Raw genomic sequence first — 18,185 nt, 5'->3', positions numbered from 1 at the left:
CATACGGTAGCCCGAGGTACTCGGTGATCAAATCGATCTTTTGCTGTGCGGTTAATCCAACTAAAGACATAACCTGCCTACTTTCCTTGTGTGATTGACTCACAATCAGGTTGGCACACAGGGCAACGGTACTTTTTCGGTCTGATCCGTCAGTTTCCATTACCAAATCCGGCACGGGGGCGGCACGACGAGAGAAGTCAGTCATACTGATCAATACGGCATATTTGGCCCCAGATTGCCATGCTGACAACCTTCACAGTGGTCACTTTAGGAACATTCTGCGCTCTTCTGAAACAGTGGCGCTGCTCCTGGGCTCTTGATGCTGAGCGTGACAGGGGTGTGGAATCGCCAAGTAAAATGGCATTTTCACAACAAGTTGAGCACATTACTTTTCCCGCCACTCGCTCTTGAAAAGTAACCTTCCTATAACGATCTCCCGGGAGCGGCTATGTGGCTGTGATGCGCTTGTTAGTTTCGCCCGCAGCGAGCTTGGGGCGCCTCCCCGTCGGCAGGAACAGGGCGGGCGCCCCATCCAAAGAGTGAATGCCGATGCCCTCTCCACCGCCACGGCAGGCATCCGCACCGGAAGTTGTCCAGCGAAATTATGGACGTGCGTTTATCACCTCTGCCACGGCGGCGAGGGCTTGGGGGTTCATCATGCCCGGATGATCAACAGGCAATTCCTTGATCCGCAAGGTGGCGACTCCGCTCCGCCAGGCCTGCGGATTCAACTCGAGTTCTCGGTGCGATTCCTCCTGCGTGGCAACAAAAAGAGTTGCTTCCAGCTGGGCATCAGCTGTGCTGTGCTCACGCATGAAGGCAGCATTCTTCCGGATCGTCCGCATTAGGCTTTCTATGATGTCGGCAGGAAGGTGAGAAAACGGCCCCTTACTTGTGCGGAGCAGCCTGAGAACGTGAGATTCATCAAGCACCGCGTCGTGAGGAATGCGCTGACCTGCCATCGTCGCAATGCCGCGCAGCTGATCTTGGAGGGACGGTGCGGGGAGCCGACGCCAAGACTCGGCGGGGTAGGCATCGAGCAGGCAAAGCGTGCGGGCGTGAATGCCGTGGTGCTCACGGAGCTGATAAGCTACCTCGTGGGCCAGCACTCCGCCAATCGACCAGCCAATCAAGTCCACCTCTTGTTCACGCGTCACGCGCACAATGTCCCGGACAGCGATGCCCGCGGCTTCGCGCAGGGACGTAACATCCAGCGGTGGTGACGCAAGCAGCGGAGATTGCAGCGCAAACACCCCACGTTTCGCATCGTGCAACAAGGGGAGGAGTCGCGCATAAGACCAACTCAGCCCACCCGCAGGGTAAAAGCAAAAGATCGGGGTTCCGGAGGTGTGCTCGCGCAGCGGGAAGATAGTGTCAAAAGAACGGGGACCTGCGTCGGCGCGTAGCCGCGCGGCTAGCTGCACCGGAGAATGCGCGGCAAAGACATCCGCAATGCCCAGCTCCGCCCCGGGGAACCGGGTATTCACCTCGGACACCAATTCCACCGCATTAAGCGAGGTGCCACCAAGCTCAAAGAAGTTCGCTTCAGCGGTGACATCCGGAATCCCAAGCACCTTGGCAAAACAACTGCGCATCCGACGGACATCGGCTGAATCAGACGCATCGCCACTAATGACAAAAGACGGCGTCGGCAATGCCGCGCGATCGAGCTTCCCGTTTACCGTAATAGGCAACCGCTCCAACACCGTCACCCGTGCCGGGATCATGAAATCTGGTAGCTGCTCGCGCGCGAAGTCCAACACGTGCACTGCGGTCACCGGCCCCACCACATAAGCCACGAGCAGCTCGGCACCGCTCGGTGCCTGGACTACCTTCGCGGCCGCATGTGCGACACCTGGGCACTGCGTCAGTACGGACTCGACCTCCCCAAGCTCCAACCGTTGGCCACGCAATTTCACCTGAGCATCCTTGCGGCCCAAGTACAGCAGCTCCCCTTCCGTCGTCCAGCACGCCATATCGCCAGAGTCATAGCGTGCCGGGCTCGCTGGCCAGAACGGATCCCTATCAAAGCGCTCCGCAGTCAGCTCCGGCTGTCCCAGATAACCCAAGGCCACCTGTGGCCCCGAAAGATATAACCGTCCCGGGCAACCCACCGGCACCGGATTGCCCCACCGATCCAACACATAGAGTCGGGTGTTCCACACCGGAACGCCGATAGGAGTTCGGGGCTCGTCCATCGCACAGGTATGCGCCGAGACATCAATCGCGGCTTCCGTCGGGCCGTAGAGATTGTGCACCTTGACGTCGAGAAGCTGCATAGTGCGGGACGCCAGCGCTGCGTCCAACGCCTCGCCGGACGTGATCACCATGCGCAGTTGCGGTAACGACGGCGTGCAGCCCGAAAGAAATACGGTCAGGGCAGAAGGTACAAAATGGCACACAGTGGCCCCGGTAGCCTGCAAAAATGCCTGAAGCTGTGCCGGATCCTTGTGAATGCCGGGGCGAGCGATCGCTGCTGTGACCCCGTGCGTAAACGGCAACAAAAGCTCCCACACTGACACATCAAAAGAACTCGGAGTCTTCTGCGCCACCACGTCATGCGGGCCAATGCCGTACCAGTGCGTCATCCACTCCAGCCGATTCGCAATGCCATCCTGTGGCACAGCCACCGCCTTCGGGCGGCCGGTCGAACCCGAGGTGAACAAAACATAGGCGCACTGCCTCGGGTTAGGCGCCACCGCAGTGCGCTGCGACACCTGTTCCAAGTCCAGCGGATTCACGGTGTCTTCCCGAACGCGTAGCACCGGACCCGGTGCAGGAATATCCAGCTCAGCGCACGTCAGTACCGCCGCCGCGCCGGACTGCGCGAGCATGTACTGCTTTCGCTCCCTCGGCAGCTCCGGATCTATCGGCACCCACGACGTGCCCGCCAGCACCGCGGCAGCAACGGCCAACTGCAGCGCCGGACTCCGACGCAGGTGCAAAGCAACCGGTCGCTCGGGGCTCAAACCTTGAGTGAGCAACCACTCCCGCAGCTGATCAACGTGGCGCCACATCTGGGCGCGGGTCAATGATTCCTCTCCAAAGCGCAACCCCACGCGTTCTTTAGCCTCTGGGTCGGCCGCATCGCGGGCGCGCTGGCGAGAGACCATCTCAAACAAGGTGTCGCACGGTAGTGGATGATCGGTGTTATTGAACTGGCGCACCACCAGCTCCACTTCCTCCGGCAGTGCACACGGTAATTCAGTGAGAGAGCGCGCGCCGTCAGCTACGCAGCTCAACAAGTGGGTGATGCGCCGAAGATGCAGATCCAGCGCAGCAGACGTTGTCCCGTAGGCAAAAGCCTGCACCGCGAAGCCACCAGCTTCCGATTGGAACAGGAATTCCACGTCCCCCACCGCGCCCACTGAGACAGTGCGAATCTGCGCCGAGCTGCCCGCAAGAGACAGCGACGGGGAAAATGGGCGGAAATTTACCGTGGGGCCCACGATACGATCCGATGGAGAAACCCGGTGCATCCGGCGGATTTCCTCCGAGCGACACGAGGCGTGCGCACGGACCGCGGTCATGTGTTCGTGGTGGCGCCGTATTTCCTCATCGAGTTCGAGGGGACCTGCCGCCGAGACGACAAACGGAACCACATCTACCAGCGGCTCTTGGGCGATCTTCGATTGCCCCAGCGGTCGGTTGGCGCAAGGTAGACCCAGCCACACCTGCTTAGCGTCTGTCATCACCGCGGTGTAGTGACCGATGACGGCAGTGAGGACGGAAACTTCCGACACCCCTGCGTCAGTCGCAAGTTGCTGCACCTTGCGGCGTATGCCTGTGGGCACCTCCGCCCGTACGGTTACCAGCTCAGTCGATGTAATCGATCCCGGTGATTCTGACAGGAGCGCTGGGGGTGCGGCCGTGATGGGGTAGTCGGCCCAAAAGTCTCTATCGGCGGGGGCTGGCGTAGGCACCTGAGTTGTGTGCTGGTCGGAGATGAACGGCGATTCCGGGGCCGGGGCACCAGCGAGGCGGGCGCTATAGCAAGCTGCGATCCATTTCAGGAGGGCATGGAAGGCGAAGCCATCGCCTAGAATATGGTGGAACCGGGCCAGCCACACTTGGCGCCCGTCGCTCAGCTCAATGAGGTGGTGGCCACTGAGCTCCGCAGCGGTGAAGGCACCATGTGTGAGATGCACGGGGATCGAAATCTCTTGTTGTGCCCATTGCTGCACGTCGTCGTCATCGGCACATGCGAGGCGCTTGACGACGATGGGGATATCAGCCGGGTTCTCGCCGAGGAATGCGGCGAACTGGGGCAATTGCCGGAGGCAGTGGCGGATTGTCTCCGCGAGCACGGAAAAGTCAACGGGAGCGCTAAAAAATACCAGTTCAGCGCACTGAAACCGCGCTGAACCCGGTTCGGCTGCTTGCGCGAACCACAGTGACTGTTGCTGGGGAGAAAGCTGGTCGAGCATGGTTGTCCTTTACAGGTGAGTGAGGTGATTAAAAAGCGCGCCACGCCAGCAGGCATAGTCGTGGCCACCGTCGTAAACCTGCAACTGAAAAGGCCAGCGAGCGGCGTCTAGTGCCATCGAGAGGACGTGGAGTCGGGCCACCGTAATGTTCTCCCGGGCACCTACATCCAGGAAGATCCGTGGCAGCGGTGTCCTGGCGGAAGGTGTGGACCAGAATTGTGTGGTGATCCAGTCATTACGTTGAATGCTCAGATCTTTGGGGGCGGAAGCGCCGTCGGGAGTCCACCACAACGAAGGCGACTGGGCGATCACAGCGCTGTACCGTTCCGGGAAGTGTCGGGCAGCGTATAAACAAGACAGGCCACCGAGAGACTGTCCCGCCAGCACATTGCCGCGTTGTAGGTTTATCCGGACTCCTTTGGTGCGGGCAGTTTCTACTGCCCAGGTGGTGCCCACAGAACTGATGAATTCGAGGAATTCGTGATTGGCCCCTAGCCGTTGGATCCGTTGCGGAATGCTCTCGCAGCACACTCCGAATACAGTCAGCCGCGGGAGCGCCGATCCGGCAGCTTCCAGCGCAGCGGGGAGCTGGAGCCGAGGGAACCACGTTTCGGCGTCGAAAAGCGTCAAGAGCGCGGCGTCTGTGTGGCTGCCGATTTCCGGGCTAGTTTCCGGCAGGTAGAGGTACACTTGCAGTGGGGTGCCGGTGTGGTCTCGCAGCGTGTCGGTGATCAACGTGCCACGCAATGCGGTGAGCGCCTCTGGCCGCGGGCTGGCGGGCCAATGGGGCTGCGCCTCTGCTGCACTGCCTGCGACGATGGATAGCCCGTTGCTGCCGTCCTGGGTTAGTTGCGCTCTGGCGTGGGGATCCGGGAGGGTGCGGCAGGAATTGTGTGGAGGGGGGCCTTCGCTATGGGGCTTGCTGCGCCCCGGAGGGACGAGCTGAAAACCGTAGGAGCCACGGTATGTCGGCGGCAGGTCGAGGGTCCGTACCCACATGGGAGTATCCGCTATACGACGCATGACCCCGCGGTCAGCGTTCTCCTTATCGGTGAGCCGATTGAGGCGTAGATGGACGGAGGAAGTTGCAGGAGCGCCCGCTGGGAGACGGAAGAGGAAACTCGCGGCGCCACAGGAGGGGTGCATGATCGGCGTTCCAGCAGTGGTAAGTGCGTCCCAGGCTTCGGCTGCGCGGCCATGGCGGGCGGCAGTTTCAAGAACACTGACTAGTGAATTTTCCAGTTCATCAGCACTATCGAGGGTCGCTGAAGGCCACGAGGAATGGGGGCTGTCAGACACACGGGTCCTTTCTTAAGGGAGCTGCACAGTCATAGACAATGTAGGTTAGCCTATGCTAACTTCACATCGTTGAATAAGTAAAGACTCTGATTATCAGAACCAATTGACTGTGCGCTGCCACGCAGGCGGAGGAAACATGAAGATTCTCGTCATCGGCCCGCCCCTCTATGGGCTGCTGTACCCAGTGGTATCCCTTGCTCACGCATTCCGAAGCAACGGCCACGATGTCGTCCTTGCCACCGGTGGAGCCATGACTGAACAGGTCATTCACGCTGGGCTGCCAACCTTCAACGCCGCTCCGGGACTTGACCCCGACGCAGAATACCGCAGGCAAGAAGCCAGCCGAAAGCAACGAAACCTCGGTACCAAACCCGGCGGATTCGCCTTCTTCAGTGAAGAAATGTCCGATAATCTCGTTGAATTTACCCGGGCATACCAGCCCGACCTCATCGTCTACCCGCCGCTAGGCGTGGCAGCTCGGCTGCTCGGCTCAAAATTCGGCATCCCCACCGTGCTCCAGACTGTTGGATTCGCCCACCAGCCGACGCATGTAAATACCGTGACCCGCGCCTTGGAGCCAGCGCTACGACGCCACGGAGTCCCCCACATACTGGAAGCACCGCATCAAGATCTGCGCTGGATCGACGTCGCTCCCCCGAGTATGAGTGTGCTCGACTACCCCAAGGCTGAGGTGGTTCCCATGCGCTACGTGCCATACAACGGTGGCACCGAACTGCACCTGAGAGACGTCCATGCTGAGGACGAGCAGGGGCAACGCCGCATCTTGGTCAGCCTAGGCACGCTCAAACCCATGGTCGACGGGCTTGACCTCATCAGCTGGATCACCAAACAGGCGGAAGAACTCGACGCCCAATTCACTGTCCAACTGCGCACCAACGCCCGCGCGGGCCTCCCGGCACAGCTCCCCGCGAACGTCCAACTCGTTGACTGGCTCGGCCCAGATGCCTATCACCAAGCTGACCTGTTCATCCATCACGGCGGAGCCGGAAACACCTTCACCGCCCTCAGCCACGCCATTCCTCAAGTCATTTTCGGAGAAGGCGCAGACCGCCCCCACAACGCAGCAATTGTACGCAACCGCGGGTGCGGAGTGCTCCCGCCCGAAACCGGACTCAGCGCCGAGTTTCTCCGCGGGGTAATGGGGGATGAAGAACTGCGTCGACAAGCGCATGCGGTAGCTGCGGAATTGGCTGCCATGCCCGCCCCGGCGACAGTCGCAGCCCAGCTCAGCGACCTGGTCCGGGCCCCATGAACCGCACGCTAATGAAGGAGTGCGCGCACTACCCGCGCCTCATCGTCGGCATCGTGGCAGTTTCTAGCGCGACCATTATCGCGGTGGTCGCCGGGCCGCTGCTGTCCCGCCGCGCCGTCAACGAAGCCCTCGCCGGTCACACCGAGCAGCTCTGGGTGTTCGGCGCACTGCTCATGGGGATCGCCCTACTGGACTTCGGGGGCGACTACCTGCGTCGCTATCTTGCCGGAAAGCTATCATTGCGCGTCCAACATCGGCTCCGCACCAAAGTTTTCGACGCTGTCCACAACCTTGACGGCCACCAGCGTGACACGATCGGCGCCGGAAACATCATCGCCCGCCTGAGCAGCGACGTGCAGCAAACCCACCCCCTGCTCAGCATGTGTCCAGTTCCGCTGGCCGTCTGCACCTACTACCTCTGTGGCATCGCCGTCATGGTGTGGCTGTCCCCGGCGCTGAGCTTGATCACCGTCGCCATCGTCGTGGCCCTCGGTTGCACCGCCTGGTTCACTCGTCGCCGCGTCATCGCCACTACCGGCCGGGCACAGCGGGAGCTCGCCAGCATGACCGAACACGTCCGCGAGCTTGTCGACGGCATTGCGGTGACCACCGCTTTCTCTCAACAGCCTCGGGAACTGGCCTCCCTAGAACTGCGCTGCACCGGACTGCTCCGTGATCGTATCGCGAGCTCTTATGCCCAAGCCGTTCCAGGTGCCACGCTCCTGGGTATTCCAGCACTCGGCCAGGTAGTGCTGCTGATAGCCGGCAAATGGCAGATCGGCACCGGGGCAGTGGACCCGGGCACTTTTATTGCGTTTGTGTTGTACCTCGGTATGCTCACCGGGCCTACCCGCGTGCTGGCCTCCTTCCTCGTTATTGCGCAACGCACCAAAGCCAGCCTGGACCGCATTGATGAAGTCCTGCAGCTGCAGCCCGAGCTCACATACGGCACTCTTCCCGCGCCCGCAGTCGGAAGCATCAGTATGCGTGGGTTGGCCCTCAGCTATCCAGACGCGCCACAACCCGCCGTGCGCGACATAGACCTGCAGGTACGCCCTGGCGAGACCGTCGCCCTCGTGGGAGACAGCGGCTCCGGAAAAACCAGCATCATCCAGCTTGCTGCTCGCATGTACGACCCAACCGCCGGAGAGATCCGGTTTGCGGATCGACTAGCGGCGGAGTTGTCGCAACCGGAATTGCGCGACTACCTCGGAGTGGTATTTGAGGAGCCCTACCTATTCGCCGGAACCATCGCAGACAACATCCGGTACGGCGCCCCGAATAACGTGACGGACGCGGAGGTACAAGAGGCGATCAGGCTCAGTGGTTTGGGCGAGGTGATCGCCGAACGTGGCCTAGCGGGAAGCGTCACTGCCATGGGGCGCAACCTCTCTGGCGGCCAACGCCAGCGCATCGCGCTGGCGCGCACCTTGCTCCGCGATCCCAAAGTCCTGCTCATCGACGACATCTCCTCCTCAGTCGATGCACACACCGAACAGCTCATTCTGGCAGGTTTGCGTTCCTGGAAAACCCGAGAAGATCGATGCGCGCTGATCGTCGCCCGAAGAAACTCCACGGCGCAGCTGGCGGACCGAATCATCGTGCTGAAAGACGGCCAGATCCACGACACCGGCACCTTTACCGAGTTGAAGGGGAGGAATCCCTACTTCCGCGCCCTCATGGGAATAGCCACGCAGGATGCTGTCACGCCGGAGTCCACACTGGCAACTGCCCAGCCGGAACCTAGCGTCGCTAAGGCGCTTGCAGCGGCGCCCGGCGAGCCCAGCCCTCGCGTGCGTGAAGCAGCCCTCGCCGAACAGCGACGCACCCTGCTGAGCATGGCCGCTCCCGCCCGCTTCACGTTCCTCGGGGCGTTTGCAGCGATCGCTGTCAGCGCCCTAGCGCAATCGGCGCTGCCGATCCTGATCCAACACGGCATTGACAGCCCGGACTACCTCCTGATCGGCGCCCTCGCCTTGTTAGTAGTAGTCACTGATTGGTTCGCCCAGATTGCCGCGACTCGCCTTAGCGCTCGTGCCAGCGAGTCCGTCCAGTACATTTTGCGGATCCGCAGCGTGCAGCACCTTTACCGCATCGGCGTGCAGCGCCTGCGTGGCAGCAACGACGATGACCTCCTGACACGGATGACCGTAGACGTTGATTCCCTCGCCCGGTTCCTGCAAAACAGCCTGGCCAATTCGCTCGTCAGCGTACTGACCATGGTGGGAGCGGCTTCCGCTATGCTCCTTGTCAGCCCGACTCTCGCCGCAGTGGCCCTCGCCCCGCTTCCCTTCATCATCGTGGCCACCGTAGCCTTCAAATGCGGTGTTGCCCGCGCTTATGATCAAGCCCGCGATCGCATCGGGAAGGTCAATAGCTACGTACAAGAGCAGGTAGGCGGCATGAAAACCGTGCAGGCCGCTGGCCAGCAAGGGGCGAGCCGCCGCGCCTTCAAGCAGCTCTCCGAACGCTACCGAGACTCGCGCGAACGGGCGCAGCTGTATATCTCCCTGTATTTTCCCTTCGTTGTCTTGATGGGACAGGCTGCTTATGCCCTCATTTTGGTAGCCAGTGCTCATTTGATTGCCCGCAATGAGCTGAGCCTCGGCGCAGCCACCGCGTTCTTGCTGCTCCAGGCGTTGTTCTACAGCCCAATTCAGCAGCTTTCCAATCACTTCGATGCCCTCCAACAAGCAGTCGTTGGTGTTCGGCGCCTGCACGCCTTCCTGGCGGAAGAACCAGCAGCAACTCTCCACCGCGATGCCGCACCCGCCGGTTATGCCCTGTGTGCACGGGAGGTTTCGCTGCGTTACTATGCCGATGACGGCACCCCGATAACGGCGCTCGATCAGGTTTCTTTCGAGGTTCCTCAAGGGGCAAAGGTGGCGATTGTTGGAGAATCCGGCTCCGGGAAGACCTCGCTAGCCACCGTGCTTTCCGGACTCGCCAGTCCTGATCACGGCACCGTGATAGGCGCCGATCGCGTCGCCTATGTCCCCCAAGAACCGTTCCTTTTCTCCGGCAACGTTCGAGACAATCTCCGCTATGGTGCACCGGAGGCCACGCAATCCCAGCTATATGACGCTGTGCGACGCGCCGGGCTCGTGGCCGATGAAACACTACTCGCCACCGAGGTTTCTTCCGGAGGCACAAATCTCCCGCTGACTCACCGTCAACTCTTGGCTTTGGCGCGCGCGTTCGTGGCTGATCATCCCATCGTGATTCTGGATGAAACCACTTCCCACCTAGACCATGAGCAAGAGCGCGTCGTGGTCGAGCAGTTGCTTGCCGACGCTGCCACCGCCATCGTGATAGCTCATCGCCTGAGTACGGCGCGTGCTTGTGACTACGTTGCCGTGATGGCTCGGGGACGGATCGTCGAATGGGGCACCCCAACTGAATTGCTGCACGCAAATGGCCAATTTGCCTCACTTAATGCGGCGTCTTCAGAATCCCATGTGACTAGCTGATGATCATTTTGCTGCCGCGAGGCTCACCAGCATTGTGCTGCATAACTAATCCCATCCCACTTAATAGAAAGGCAATTCTCTCATGTTGTCCCGTAATCGTTCACTTCTCTCTGCCGTTGTGGCGTTGTCCGCAGCCGTCACCCTCACCGCGTGCTCAGGTAACGCCACAGGCGGCGGCGCCGTGGCTGCCGCGCCCGATGACGCTGCGCTCAAACAGCGACAGGAGTGCATCAACACAGCGAAAGAGCAAGCGAGCTCCGATTTGATTCTGAATCAGGACTGGATTCATGTGACCTCCACCAACGACTTCGCCGAACTCGACGCTGAAGTTCAGCTGCCAGCGAAGGTCAAAGATGGCATCGGAGCCGAAGTCGAGGTCAAAGACATCAGCAAGATCATTTCCGCCGGCGATGGTATTTCCGCGACATTGGGCGCGTTGGGGCTGGCCGATAAGATCTACGCCGCCTCCGAGGATTCCACCTCCCCCGAGGGCATCTGCGCCGAACAACACTTCAAGTTCGGTAAGGACACTGGCGCAGAGGGACTGCTTGCTATCGACGGCACCTTGTTCATTGGGGATAACACCAAGCGCCACGGCACGGTCGCACAGCAGTTCCGTGACGTTGCCATGGACGCTGTAGTGGTAGATGATCAGCAGCCACAGTTGGGCAAAATCAAGGCTGTTTCGGAGTATGTAGGTGCCACCCAGGCGGGAGAGAAACTGGTCGCGGACATTTCCGCACAGCTTAAGGATGCATATTCCAAAATGGCTGCGAGCAACATTGCAGGCAAGCGGGTTATTCAGCTTACTGCTACGGGTGCCGGTGGTCAGAACTCCGTTGCAGGTAAAGGTACCCCGGGCGTGGAGCTGGTGACAGCTATGGGGTTGAAATCTGTTGGAGAGGAAGCCGGATTACGCGGATTCTCTCGCGAGTTCAGCAATGAAGGCCTGCTGGCCGCGGATCCAGAAATCATCTTGATCGCTGAATCTGATTTGAAGAAGTGGGGTAGCGAAGAAGGAATGTGGTCTGCGTTCCCCACTCTCAAAGACACTACCGCTGGTCGGGAGCAGCGAGTGATCGTCATGCCAGATGCGCAGATCCGCTACACCAGCCCAGAACTGGGTGTAGGAGCACAAGCGCTTGCCGACGCCCTGGTGAAAGAATTCGGAAACTAAAGGAACCAGATGCTAAAAGAGCGCAGTACGGAATCAAGGGTCCGCAGAATCTCCTTGGCTGCCACATTGTTGGTTGGCGGCGGAGTGTTGTTGGCACTTGTGATTGTAGGCGTATCTCTGGGGCCACTACGGATCCCGATTCCTGATGTCTGGCGCATCTTTGCTTTCAAGTTTGGTGCGGTAGACGCCGGGCACCTGTCCACCAGGGATATCAATGTGGTGTGGATGCTCCGTGTGCCCCGAGTCATTATGGGCGCAGTGGTAGGTGCGTCGCTCGCGATCTCTGGTGCTGCTCTGCAGAGCCTTTTCAACAATCCGTTGGCAGATCCCGGGATTGTTGGAGTGACCAGTGGTGCCAGTGTGGGCGCCGTGGGTGCCATTGTGCTCGCTGGCTCCTTCAAACACACGTGGCTACTGCAGACACTAGGGACACAATGGGTGGTACCAGTGGGCGCTTTTGTGGCCGGCTTGGCTATTACTCTCCTGGTGTACGTGCTTGCTCGTCCAAAACGAAACCGAGGGACGGCGCGGATGCTGCTGGTGGGCATCGCCCTTGGATCTGCATGCCAAGCGGTGGTGGGATTTTTCACATACATCGCAAGTGATTCGGAGCTGCAGACACTGGTGTTTTGGCAGATGGGATCGTTGTCCAAGGTGACGTGGTCGCAGGTGATGGTGGTAGTCCCGGTGTTTGTTATCGGCATAGTGTGCACGCTGTCTCTCTCCCGCGCGTTAGATGTGCTGACGCTAGGCGAGCGCCAAGCGCAGCACTTGGGGCTAAATGTTGCCAAGGCGAGGTTGCTGGTGATCATTGCGACGGCCATGCTTACCGCTGCGGCGGTTGCCTTCGCCGGTGCGATCGGATTCGTCGGCCTAGTTGTCCCACACATCCTGCGGTTTATCGTCGGTCCGATGCACCGCGCCTTGCTGCCAGCTTCGGCGGTGGCGGGTGCGTCGCTCATCGTCGCCTCGGATACTGTTAGTCGTATTATCGCGCCTCCAACGGAGGTTCCCATTGGCTTATTTACGGCGCTGGTTGGTGCCCCCTTCTTCCTATTTCTTGTGTTGCGTGAGAAAAGGAGCATGTGGTGACTGCCGAAATTTCGGTGAGTGAGGTGAGCTTCACCGTCGATGGCCGCGCGCTGCTGCGCGGGGTGAACTGTGAACTCGAAGCAGGTGAGTTGGTGGCTTTGGTGGGGCCGAATGGGGCGGGAAAGTCCACACTCTTGGGTGTGCTCGCTGGTGACTTCCCGCCGAGCTCCGGGGAAGTGCTGGTCGGCGGGAAGCCCTTGGCCCAGTGGGGGGCCGCCGAATTGGCGCGAGAGCGTGCGGTGATGCTGCAATCCAACGAAGCCCGATTCGGGTTCAGCGTGGCTGAGCTGGTGCAGATGGCTCGACTGCCGCATCCCGTGAACGATTCGCTGGATCGTGAGGTTGTCGAACGCGCTTTGGCGGTCTCCGAACTGCAAAGACTCCGGGACCGCAGCACCATGACGCTTTCTGGCGGCGAGTTCGCCCGCTGCAATTTCGCACGCACCGACGCACAAACCACGCCCATCATGTTTCTGGACGAGCCCACCGCGGCTTTGGATTTACGCCACCAGGAGCTCGTCCTGAGTCGTGCCCGCTCGGCGCGGGATGCAGGCGTGTTGGTCATTGTGGTGCTGCACGACCTCAATTTGGCTGCGCGCTACGCGGATCGCATCATCATGTTGCGCTCAGGCGAGGTTGTTGCTGATGGGCCACCTGATGAGGTGCTCACGGAAGAGCGGGTGCATGAGGTATACGGACAGCAAATCCTGCGCATCGCGCACCCGGAAACGGGCGTGCCGTTGATCATTCCGCGGTGAGGCACTCGAGCCACTTGTCGACGCTGTCCAGCGCCATGAGCTGGTGGAAGTCAGCGGGGTAACCTTCGCAGCGCCACCGTTCCACCAGCATCATCAAGCGCAAGGAGTTGAGCCCTTGATCGACTACGGGAACGGTGGTGCTTAGCGCGTCGGGCTCCATCCCGAGTGCTTCGGCGGTATCTCTCATGATCTTTTCTTTAGTGAGGAGCATGGGGTCCTTTTCTGGTGAGGAGGAATTCGGCCAAGCGGGCGCGCAGCTCCTTGCGACTCACTTTGCCCACTCCGGTGAGCGGGAACTTGTGCGCGAATTCTATGTGGTCGGGGATCTTGTATGCCGCAAGGCCACGGCCGTGGAGAAAGCGGCGAATCTCGCTCGCGTCGCCGGCGGTGGCTTCGCCGCAGAGGACAATGTAGGCGCAGGTTCGCTCGCCGAGGAGATCGTCGGGAAGACCCACCACCGCTGCATCACGTACTGCTGGGTGAGACACCAAGTGATCCTCAATTTCTTCCGGAGAGATCTTCTCCCCGGCACGGTTGATTTGATCCTTGTCCCGGCCCTCCACCACCAAGTATCCGCTGGGGAGTTGGCGAACAACGTCACCGGTGCAGTAGAAGCCGTCCTCGGAGAAGGAGCTGGCATCGGCCCCGCCGACATAGCCTCGGATGGTGTATGGGCCGCGGGTCCACAGCACCCCGCGTTCGCCGGGAGCCACCGGATTTCCTTGGGGATCAAGAACGAGGACTTCGTCAGCGGGGCTCATCGGATGCCCCTGACTGGTGGTGATGAGCTCCGGCGGGTCGTTGAGCAGCGTGTAATTGACTAGCCCCTCTGCCATGCCGAAAACCTGCTGCAATCGGCAGCCCAATTCGGGTTCGACTCGGCGAGCAGACTCTGGGGTAAATTTCGCCCCGCCTACCTGCAGGACTTGGAGCGAGGAAGCATCCCGGTTGAGCACCGGGAAGAGCTCCAGCCACACCAATGCCAGCGGTGGCACCACTGCGGTCATTGACACCCGATACTTTTCGATGAGATCGAAGGCCACCGAGGGGGAGGGGTCCTCACTCAGCACTACCTGTCCGCCTGCGAACAGCACGCCGAGGATGCCGGGGGAACTCATCGTGAAGTTGTGCGAGGCTGGCAAAACCACGAGGAATACCGTCTCCGGTGAAAGCTCGCAGATCTCTACGGAGCGACGCACCGAATACAAATAGTCCGCATGGGAGCGGGGAATCAACTTCGGGGTGCCGGTGGTCCCGCCCGATACCTGCAGAAATGCGATGTCCTCTGTGTCTGTGGCCACAGCTTGCCAGGGCTCAGCTATTTCGGAATCAAACAGCGGCTGATGTGGGCCGGGGTCAGCTGCAGACACAAATACGGTGAGCTGAGGAAACTCCTCTTGCAGGCGACTGGCTAAATCGCGGTAGTCGAAACCGCCGTAGGAGCCCATGGTGATCAACGCCGTGGCGTCGGAAAGCTCTGTGAAGGAGCGAAGCTCGGCGTCTCGGTGCGCAGGGAGTGTGAAGATCGGACGCGCGCCGAGGTGAAATACCGCGAAAATTGCCTGTAAATAATCGATGCGATTAGGCAACTGGACAAGCACGAAATCGCCCGGACGGACACCCCCACGGTGGAGGCGGGATGCTAAGCGTGCGGCCGAATCGGCAAGTTGTGCATAGGTCAGGCTGACCCAATCGCCCAGCTGATTCCGGCCGGTCGCCGCAGTACGCTGGGGGAATCTCTCGGCGCAGGTGGCGAGGAAGGTGGCGAAGTGGTCGTCAGTCCAGTAGCCCGCTGCGCGATAGCGACGCGCGAACTCTGGTGGGAATAGGGGCGCGGTACTAACTGCAGACATCGGCGTGCTCCCGATCCACCAGGCACGCCGTGAGCGCGGCCCGCACTGGTCCTAGCTTGGTTTCCGTTTCCGCAAACTCTGTCTCTGGATCTGATTCGGCGACGATGCCGCCGCCAGCGTGGGCTGTCACAGTGTCGCCGTCGATAATGGCGCTGCGGATGGTGACCCGCCACTCACCATTGCCGTGCTTATCCGACCAGCCCAGGGCACCGGCATAGAAGCCGCGATCTGCCTCCTCCTCAGCGAGGAAGGCTTGCGCGATCTGCGTGGGGTAGCCACCTACCGCCGGGGTCGGGTGCAACACTTCGGCCAGTTCGAGTGCAGACACCGACTCGTCCTTCAGTGTGCCCCACATCGGGGTGCCCAGATGCCAGGTGTGGGAAGAACTGGTGAGCGAGGGTGATCGCGGGATGTACAGTTCCGAGCAATAGGGGGTGAGAAGGCGACGGATCTCCGACGTGACATAGGCGTGCTCGGCGCGGTTTTTCTCCGAAAGTAGCAGCTCCGTGGCTAAAGCTTGATCCTTTACTGGGTCCGCGGAGCGGGGAGCCGTTCCGGCAAGCGGATGTGAGGTGATGTGCCGACCTCGCTTGGCGATCAAAAGCTCAGGGCTAGAGCCAACGAGGTAGTGGCCGTGCGTGCGGGCGCTGGCACTGCTGAGGTCCACGAGGTGCCCGTGTCCGGTTCCCGAGCCGGCGACGTAGTGTTCAAACAGCTCGCGAGGGGCTACCGGGTGATCGAGGTGAAACTGCACAGCGCGGGACAACACGATCTTATCCATTGCCCCCATCCGCAGCAGGTCGACGGCGCGGCGCACGCGGACTGTGTGCACCTCACGCGGGTGGTGATCAGTCTCCGAAAGGATCTGCACCGGCATGCGATCGGAAGGGCGGGCAGCTGTCGCGTCCTCGGCGAAAGAAGGAACGGGGCGGGCCGGACCATGGTTGAACCAGTATCGTTCTGGGGTGAACAGCGCTGCCGGTTCGTGGTGGTGAAAGGGGAGCGCCCCCACGATGAGGGGAACTTCGCCGTTGCTAAGGGCTGCACGGGCCGACGCGGCATCGCCCCAGGTAGCTGTGGTGCCAACCCCAGTGAGGGTGTGGTTGCTGTCAGTGAGGATAAACGCGGGGGTCATCGAGAAACTACCACTGCTTCCAACTGGGACAGGATCTCATGGGTGTTGGACACCATGCCGCAGCGGCGTGCGACCCAATCGGTGGTTTGGGCGTGGTCAGCGGCGGAGAAATCGGCGATGGCGTCGTTGATGAGGAAGGGTTGGATGTCACTCATGAACGCGTCGGTGGCTGTGACCTTGCAGCCTATGTGGCCGTATACGCCGGTGATAAGCAATTGATCACGCCCGGCATAAGCGAGAGCGTGGCGCAGGTCAGTGCGCTCGAAGGCGGAATAGCGCCATTTGGTCACCACATGGTGGAGCGGGTTGTTGGTGTCAAGCGGCAGCTTATCGACGACCCGAGCGTCGGCCTCGGTCTGAAGTCCTGGTCCCCAGAATTCGCTGAGTAAACCGCGCCGGTCTCGCTTTTGCTGTGGCGGCTGAACCGAAAAGTACACGGGAATCTTGTGTTGTTCTGCGGCTCGGATTAATGCGCTGATGTTCTCGACTGCGCGGCTCACGGGTTCGGCAGCGTGGTCATAGGCTGCGAGGAAATACTCCTGCATGTCATGGACAAGCAGTGCCGCGCGTTGCGGGTTAGGGTGCCAGTGAGTGGTGGAGGTTTCCGGCAGTTCAGGGATGCGATAGGCGGGGATGCGTGGGATAGCCATGAAGCGGGGATTCCTTTTGATAGTGGGATGGATTAGGCGTCGAGGGTGGCTCCACCGTCAACGCGCAGGTCGTGCATGGTGATGTGTGCAGCTGCGTCGGAGAGCAGGAAGGCGCACGCGTGGGCGATGTCTTGCGGAGTTGCGATGCGTCCGAGCGGGATGCCGAGCCGGAATTCCTCGGGCCGGCCTACGATGGATGCGCCAGGGGCGCTCCCGGTCAGTGCGGTGAGCATCGGGGTATCCGTGGATCCGGGGGAGACAACATTGCAGCGCACGCCGAAGGGCGCACATTCAAGTCCCAGTACTTTGGTCCAGGCGGTGGTGGCAGCCTTTGAGGCGCAGTAGGCGGCGAGATTCGCGCGGGGCACGGTAGCTGCATTCGAGGACACCACCACGATTGCTCCGTGTCGTCGCACCACCATGCGTTGCGCGATGGCGGAACATACGTTGACAGTGCCGCGGAAATTGACCTCCATGCAGCGTTCTAAAGCTGTCGAATCAGGGGACAGGGCGGCATCGGGTAGGAGCGCTCCGGCGGTGTGAACGAGGGCGCTAATCGGGCCGTGGTCGCGCTCGATTTCGGAGATGGCGTCGGCGACGCCCGCGGAGTTAGTGACATCGTATGGCGGATGCGTCCACGGTAGGACGCGGTAGCCCCGAGAGCTGAGTGCCGCTGTGACAGCGCTACCTATCCCGCCATTCGCCCCGGTCACCACCGCGATTGGGTGGGCTTCAGGACCTGAATCTGGCATGAAAATCCTTTCTAATAGTTCAAAACTAAGGTTAGCCTATCCTAATTTGCCTGGTGGGAAAATCAGATCATTGTCGTGCGTCGGGCACGTCCCGAACAACACAGATAGGCTGGCGCCATGGAACAGATGCGCATCCCGAACGAGGCTGTCGACCGGCTGATTTCTCTCTATGACCAGGCCACCGCGCGTGGTGTCGAACTTCTGCAGCACGATACTGCTGAGGGGTACGAGCAGGTGGTGTACCCCAAACTGGTTATTGAGGTAACCGAGTGGCGTCCTATTGATAGGACTGAGCCGTT

Annotated in this window: 13 protein-coding genes and 1 pseudogene; 6 read left to right on the top strand and 8 right to left on the bottom strand. The window is 60.7% G+C overall.

Annotated features, from left to right (window positions below):
* From ACZ6ZO_RS12205 to ACZ6ZO_RS12195, 3 genes are all read right to left on the bottom strand, one after another.
* Nucleotides 1–205 (bottom strand): hypothetical protein (locus tag ACZ6ZO_RS12205; protein WP_465292930.1); only part of this gene is annotated, 205 nt, incomplete at its 3' end.
* A 397-nt stretch (nucleotides 206–602) separates the two neighbouring features.
* Nucleotides 603–4,427: an amino acid adenylation domain-containing protein gene (locus ACZ6ZO_RS12200; protein ID WP_465292928.1), complete on the bottom strand. Its 3,825-nt coding sequence runs from the start codon at nucleotides 4,425–4,427 to the stop codon at nucleotides 603–605.
* 9 nt (nucleotides 4,428–4,436) lie between these two features.
* Nucleotides 4,437–5,726 (bottom strand): alpha/beta hydrolase-fold protein, encoded by a 1,290-nt coding sequence (locus ACZ6ZO_RS12195; protein ID WP_465292926.1) that lies wholly within the window; start codon nucleotides 5,724–5,726, stop codon nucleotides 4,437–4,439.
* Nucleotides 5,727–5,862: 136 nt separating this feature from the next.
* On the opposite strand from ACZ6ZO_RS12195, the gene ACZ6ZO_RS12190 reads away from it, so the two are divergent.
* The 5 genes from ACZ6ZO_RS12190 (at nucleotide 5,863) to ACZ6ZO_RS12170 (ending at nucleotide 13,496) form a co-directional block, all read left to right on the top strand.
* Complete coding sequence (locus ACZ6ZO_RS12190; protein WP_343158767.1) at nucleotides 5,863–6,999, top strand: nucleotide disphospho-sugar-binding domain-containing protein; 1,137 nt, start codon at nucleotides 5,863–5,865, stop codon at nucleotides 6,997–6,999.
* Nucleotides 6,996–10,469 carry an ABC transporter ATP-binding protein gene (locus tag ACZ6ZO_RS12185; RefSeq protein ID WP_465292924.1) on the top strand — a complete coding sequence of 1,158 codons (3,474 nt, stop codon included), beginning with the start codon at nucleotides 6,996–6,998 and terminating at the stop codon, nucleotides 10,467–10,469. Before ACZ6ZO_RS12190 ends, ACZ6ZO_RS12185 begins: the two co-directional genes overlap by 4 nt.
* 82 nt (nucleotides 10,470–10,551) lie before the next feature.
* On the top strand, nucleotides 10,552–11,646 hold the full coding sequence (locus tag ACZ6ZO_RS12180) for an ABC transporter substrate-binding protein (RefSeq protein WP_208768300.1): 1,095 nt from the start codon (nucleotides 10,552–10,554) through the stop codon (nucleotides 11,644–11,646).
* 9 nt (nucleotides 11,647–11,655) lie between these two features.
* Nucleotides 11,656–12,738 (top strand): FecCD family ABC transporter permease, encoded by a 1,083-nt coding sequence (locus tag ACZ6ZO_RS12175; protein WP_343158763.1) that lies wholly within the window; start codon nucleotides 11,656–11,658, stop codon nucleotides 12,736–12,738.
* Nucleotides 12,735–13,496, top strand: coding sequence for a heme ABC transporter ATP-binding protein (locus tag ACZ6ZO_RS12170; RefSeq protein WP_465292921.1), 762 nt, complete (start codon nucleotides 12,735–12,737; stop codon nucleotides 13,494–13,496). The genes ACZ6ZO_RS12175 and ACZ6ZO_RS12170 overlap by 4 nt, the downstream gene beginning before the upstream one ends.
* Here the strand turns inward: ACZ6ZO_RS12170 and ACZ6ZO_RS12165 are convergent.
* The 5 genes from ACZ6ZO_RS12165 to ACZ6ZO_RS12145 are packed head-to-tail and all read right to left on the bottom strand — an operon-like array spanning nucleotide 13,483 to nucleotide 17,886.
* Nucleotides 13,483–13,707, bottom strand: coding sequence for a phosphopantetheine-binding protein (locus ACZ6ZO_RS12165; protein WP_208768298.1), 225 nt, complete (start codon nucleotides 13,705–13,707; stop codon nucleotides 13,483–13,485). The genes ACZ6ZO_RS12170 and ACZ6ZO_RS12165 overlap by 14 nt on opposite strands.
* Entirely contained in the window at nucleotides 13,694–15,349 is a 1,656-nt protein-coding gene (locus tag ACZ6ZO_RS12160) for a (2,3-dihydroxybenzoyl)adenylate synthase (RefSeq protein WP_465292919.1), read from the bottom strand. Before ACZ6ZO_RS12160 ends, ACZ6ZO_RS12165 begins: the two co-directional genes overlap by 14 nt.
* On the bottom strand, nucleotides 15,336–16,484 hold the full coding sequence (locus tag ACZ6ZO_RS12155; protein WP_465292917.1) for an isochorismate synthase: 1,149 nt from the start codon (nucleotides 16,482–16,484) through the stop codon (nucleotides 15,336–15,338). Before ACZ6ZO_RS12155 ends, ACZ6ZO_RS12160 begins: the two co-directional genes overlap by 14 nt.
* Nucleotides 16,481–17,134 (bottom strand): isochorismatase family protein, encoded by a 654-nt coding sequence (locus tag ACZ6ZO_RS12150; RefSeq protein ID WP_465292915.1) that lies wholly within the window; start codon nucleotides 17,132–17,134, stop codon nucleotides 16,481–16,483. The genes ACZ6ZO_RS12155 and ACZ6ZO_RS12150 overlap by 4 nt, the downstream gene beginning before the upstream one ends.
* A 32-nt stretch (nucleotides 17,135–17,166) precedes the next feature.
* Nucleotides 17,167–17,886 (bottom strand): SDR family oxidoreductase, encoded by a 720-nt coding sequence (locus tag ACZ6ZO_RS12145; protein WP_208768294.1) that lies wholly within the window; start codon nucleotides 17,884–17,886, stop codon nucleotides 17,167–17,169.
* Nucleotides 17,887–18,003: 117 nt separating this feature from the next.
* Here ACZ6ZO_RS12145 and ACZ6ZO_RS12140 point away from each other — a divergent pair.
* A pseudogene (locus ACZ6ZO_RS12140) lies at nucleotides 18,004–18,185 on the top strand (AMP nucleosidase); the annotation flags it as partial.

This window comes from Corynebacterium sp. NPDC104732, from assembly GCF_055583565.1.
This window is presented reverse-complemented; position numbering and strand designations above follow the sequence as displayed.

Coding starts and splice junctions, on each gene's coding strand:
- ACZ6ZO_RS12200 (WP_465292928.1), bottom strand. CDS start 4,427: ATGCTCGACCAGCTTTCTCCCCAGCAACAGTCACTGTGGTTCGCGCAA.
- ACZ6ZO_RS12190 (WP_343158767.1), top strand. CDS start 5,863: ATGAAGATTCTCGTCATCGGCCCGCCCCTCTATGGGCTGCTGTACCCA.
- ACZ6ZO_RS12185 (WP_465292924.1), top strand. CDS start 6,996: ATGAACCGCACGCTAATGAAGGAGTGCGCGCACTACCCGCGCCTCATC.
- ACZ6ZO_RS12180 (WP_208768300.1), top strand. CDS start 10,552: ATGTTGTCCCGTAATCGTTCACTTCTCTCTGCCGTTGTGGCGTTGTCC.
- ACZ6ZO_RS12175 (WP_343158763.1), top strand. CDS start 11,656: ATGCTAAAAGAGCGCAGTACGGAATCAAGGGTCCGCAGAATCTCCTTG.
- ACZ6ZO_RS12165 (WP_208768298.1), bottom strand. CDS start 13,707: ATGCTCCTCACTAAAGAAAAGATCATGAGAGATACCGCCGAAGCACTC.
- ACZ6ZO_RS12160 (WP_465292919.1), bottom strand. CDS start 15,349: ATGTCTGCAGTTAGTACCGCGCCCCTATTCCCACCAGAGTTCGCGCGT.
- ACZ6ZO_RS12155 (WP_465292917.1), bottom strand. CDS start 16,484: ATGACCCCCGCGTTTATCCTCACTGACAGCAACCACACCCTCACTGGG.
- ACZ6ZO_RS12150 (WP_465292915.1), bottom strand. CDS start 17,134: ATGGCTATCCCACGCATCCCCGCCTATCGCATCCCTGAACTGCCGGAA.
- ACZ6ZO_RS12145 (WP_208768294.1), bottom strand. CDS start 17,886: ATGCCAGATTCAGGTCCTGAAGCCCACCCAATCGCGGTGGTGACCGGG.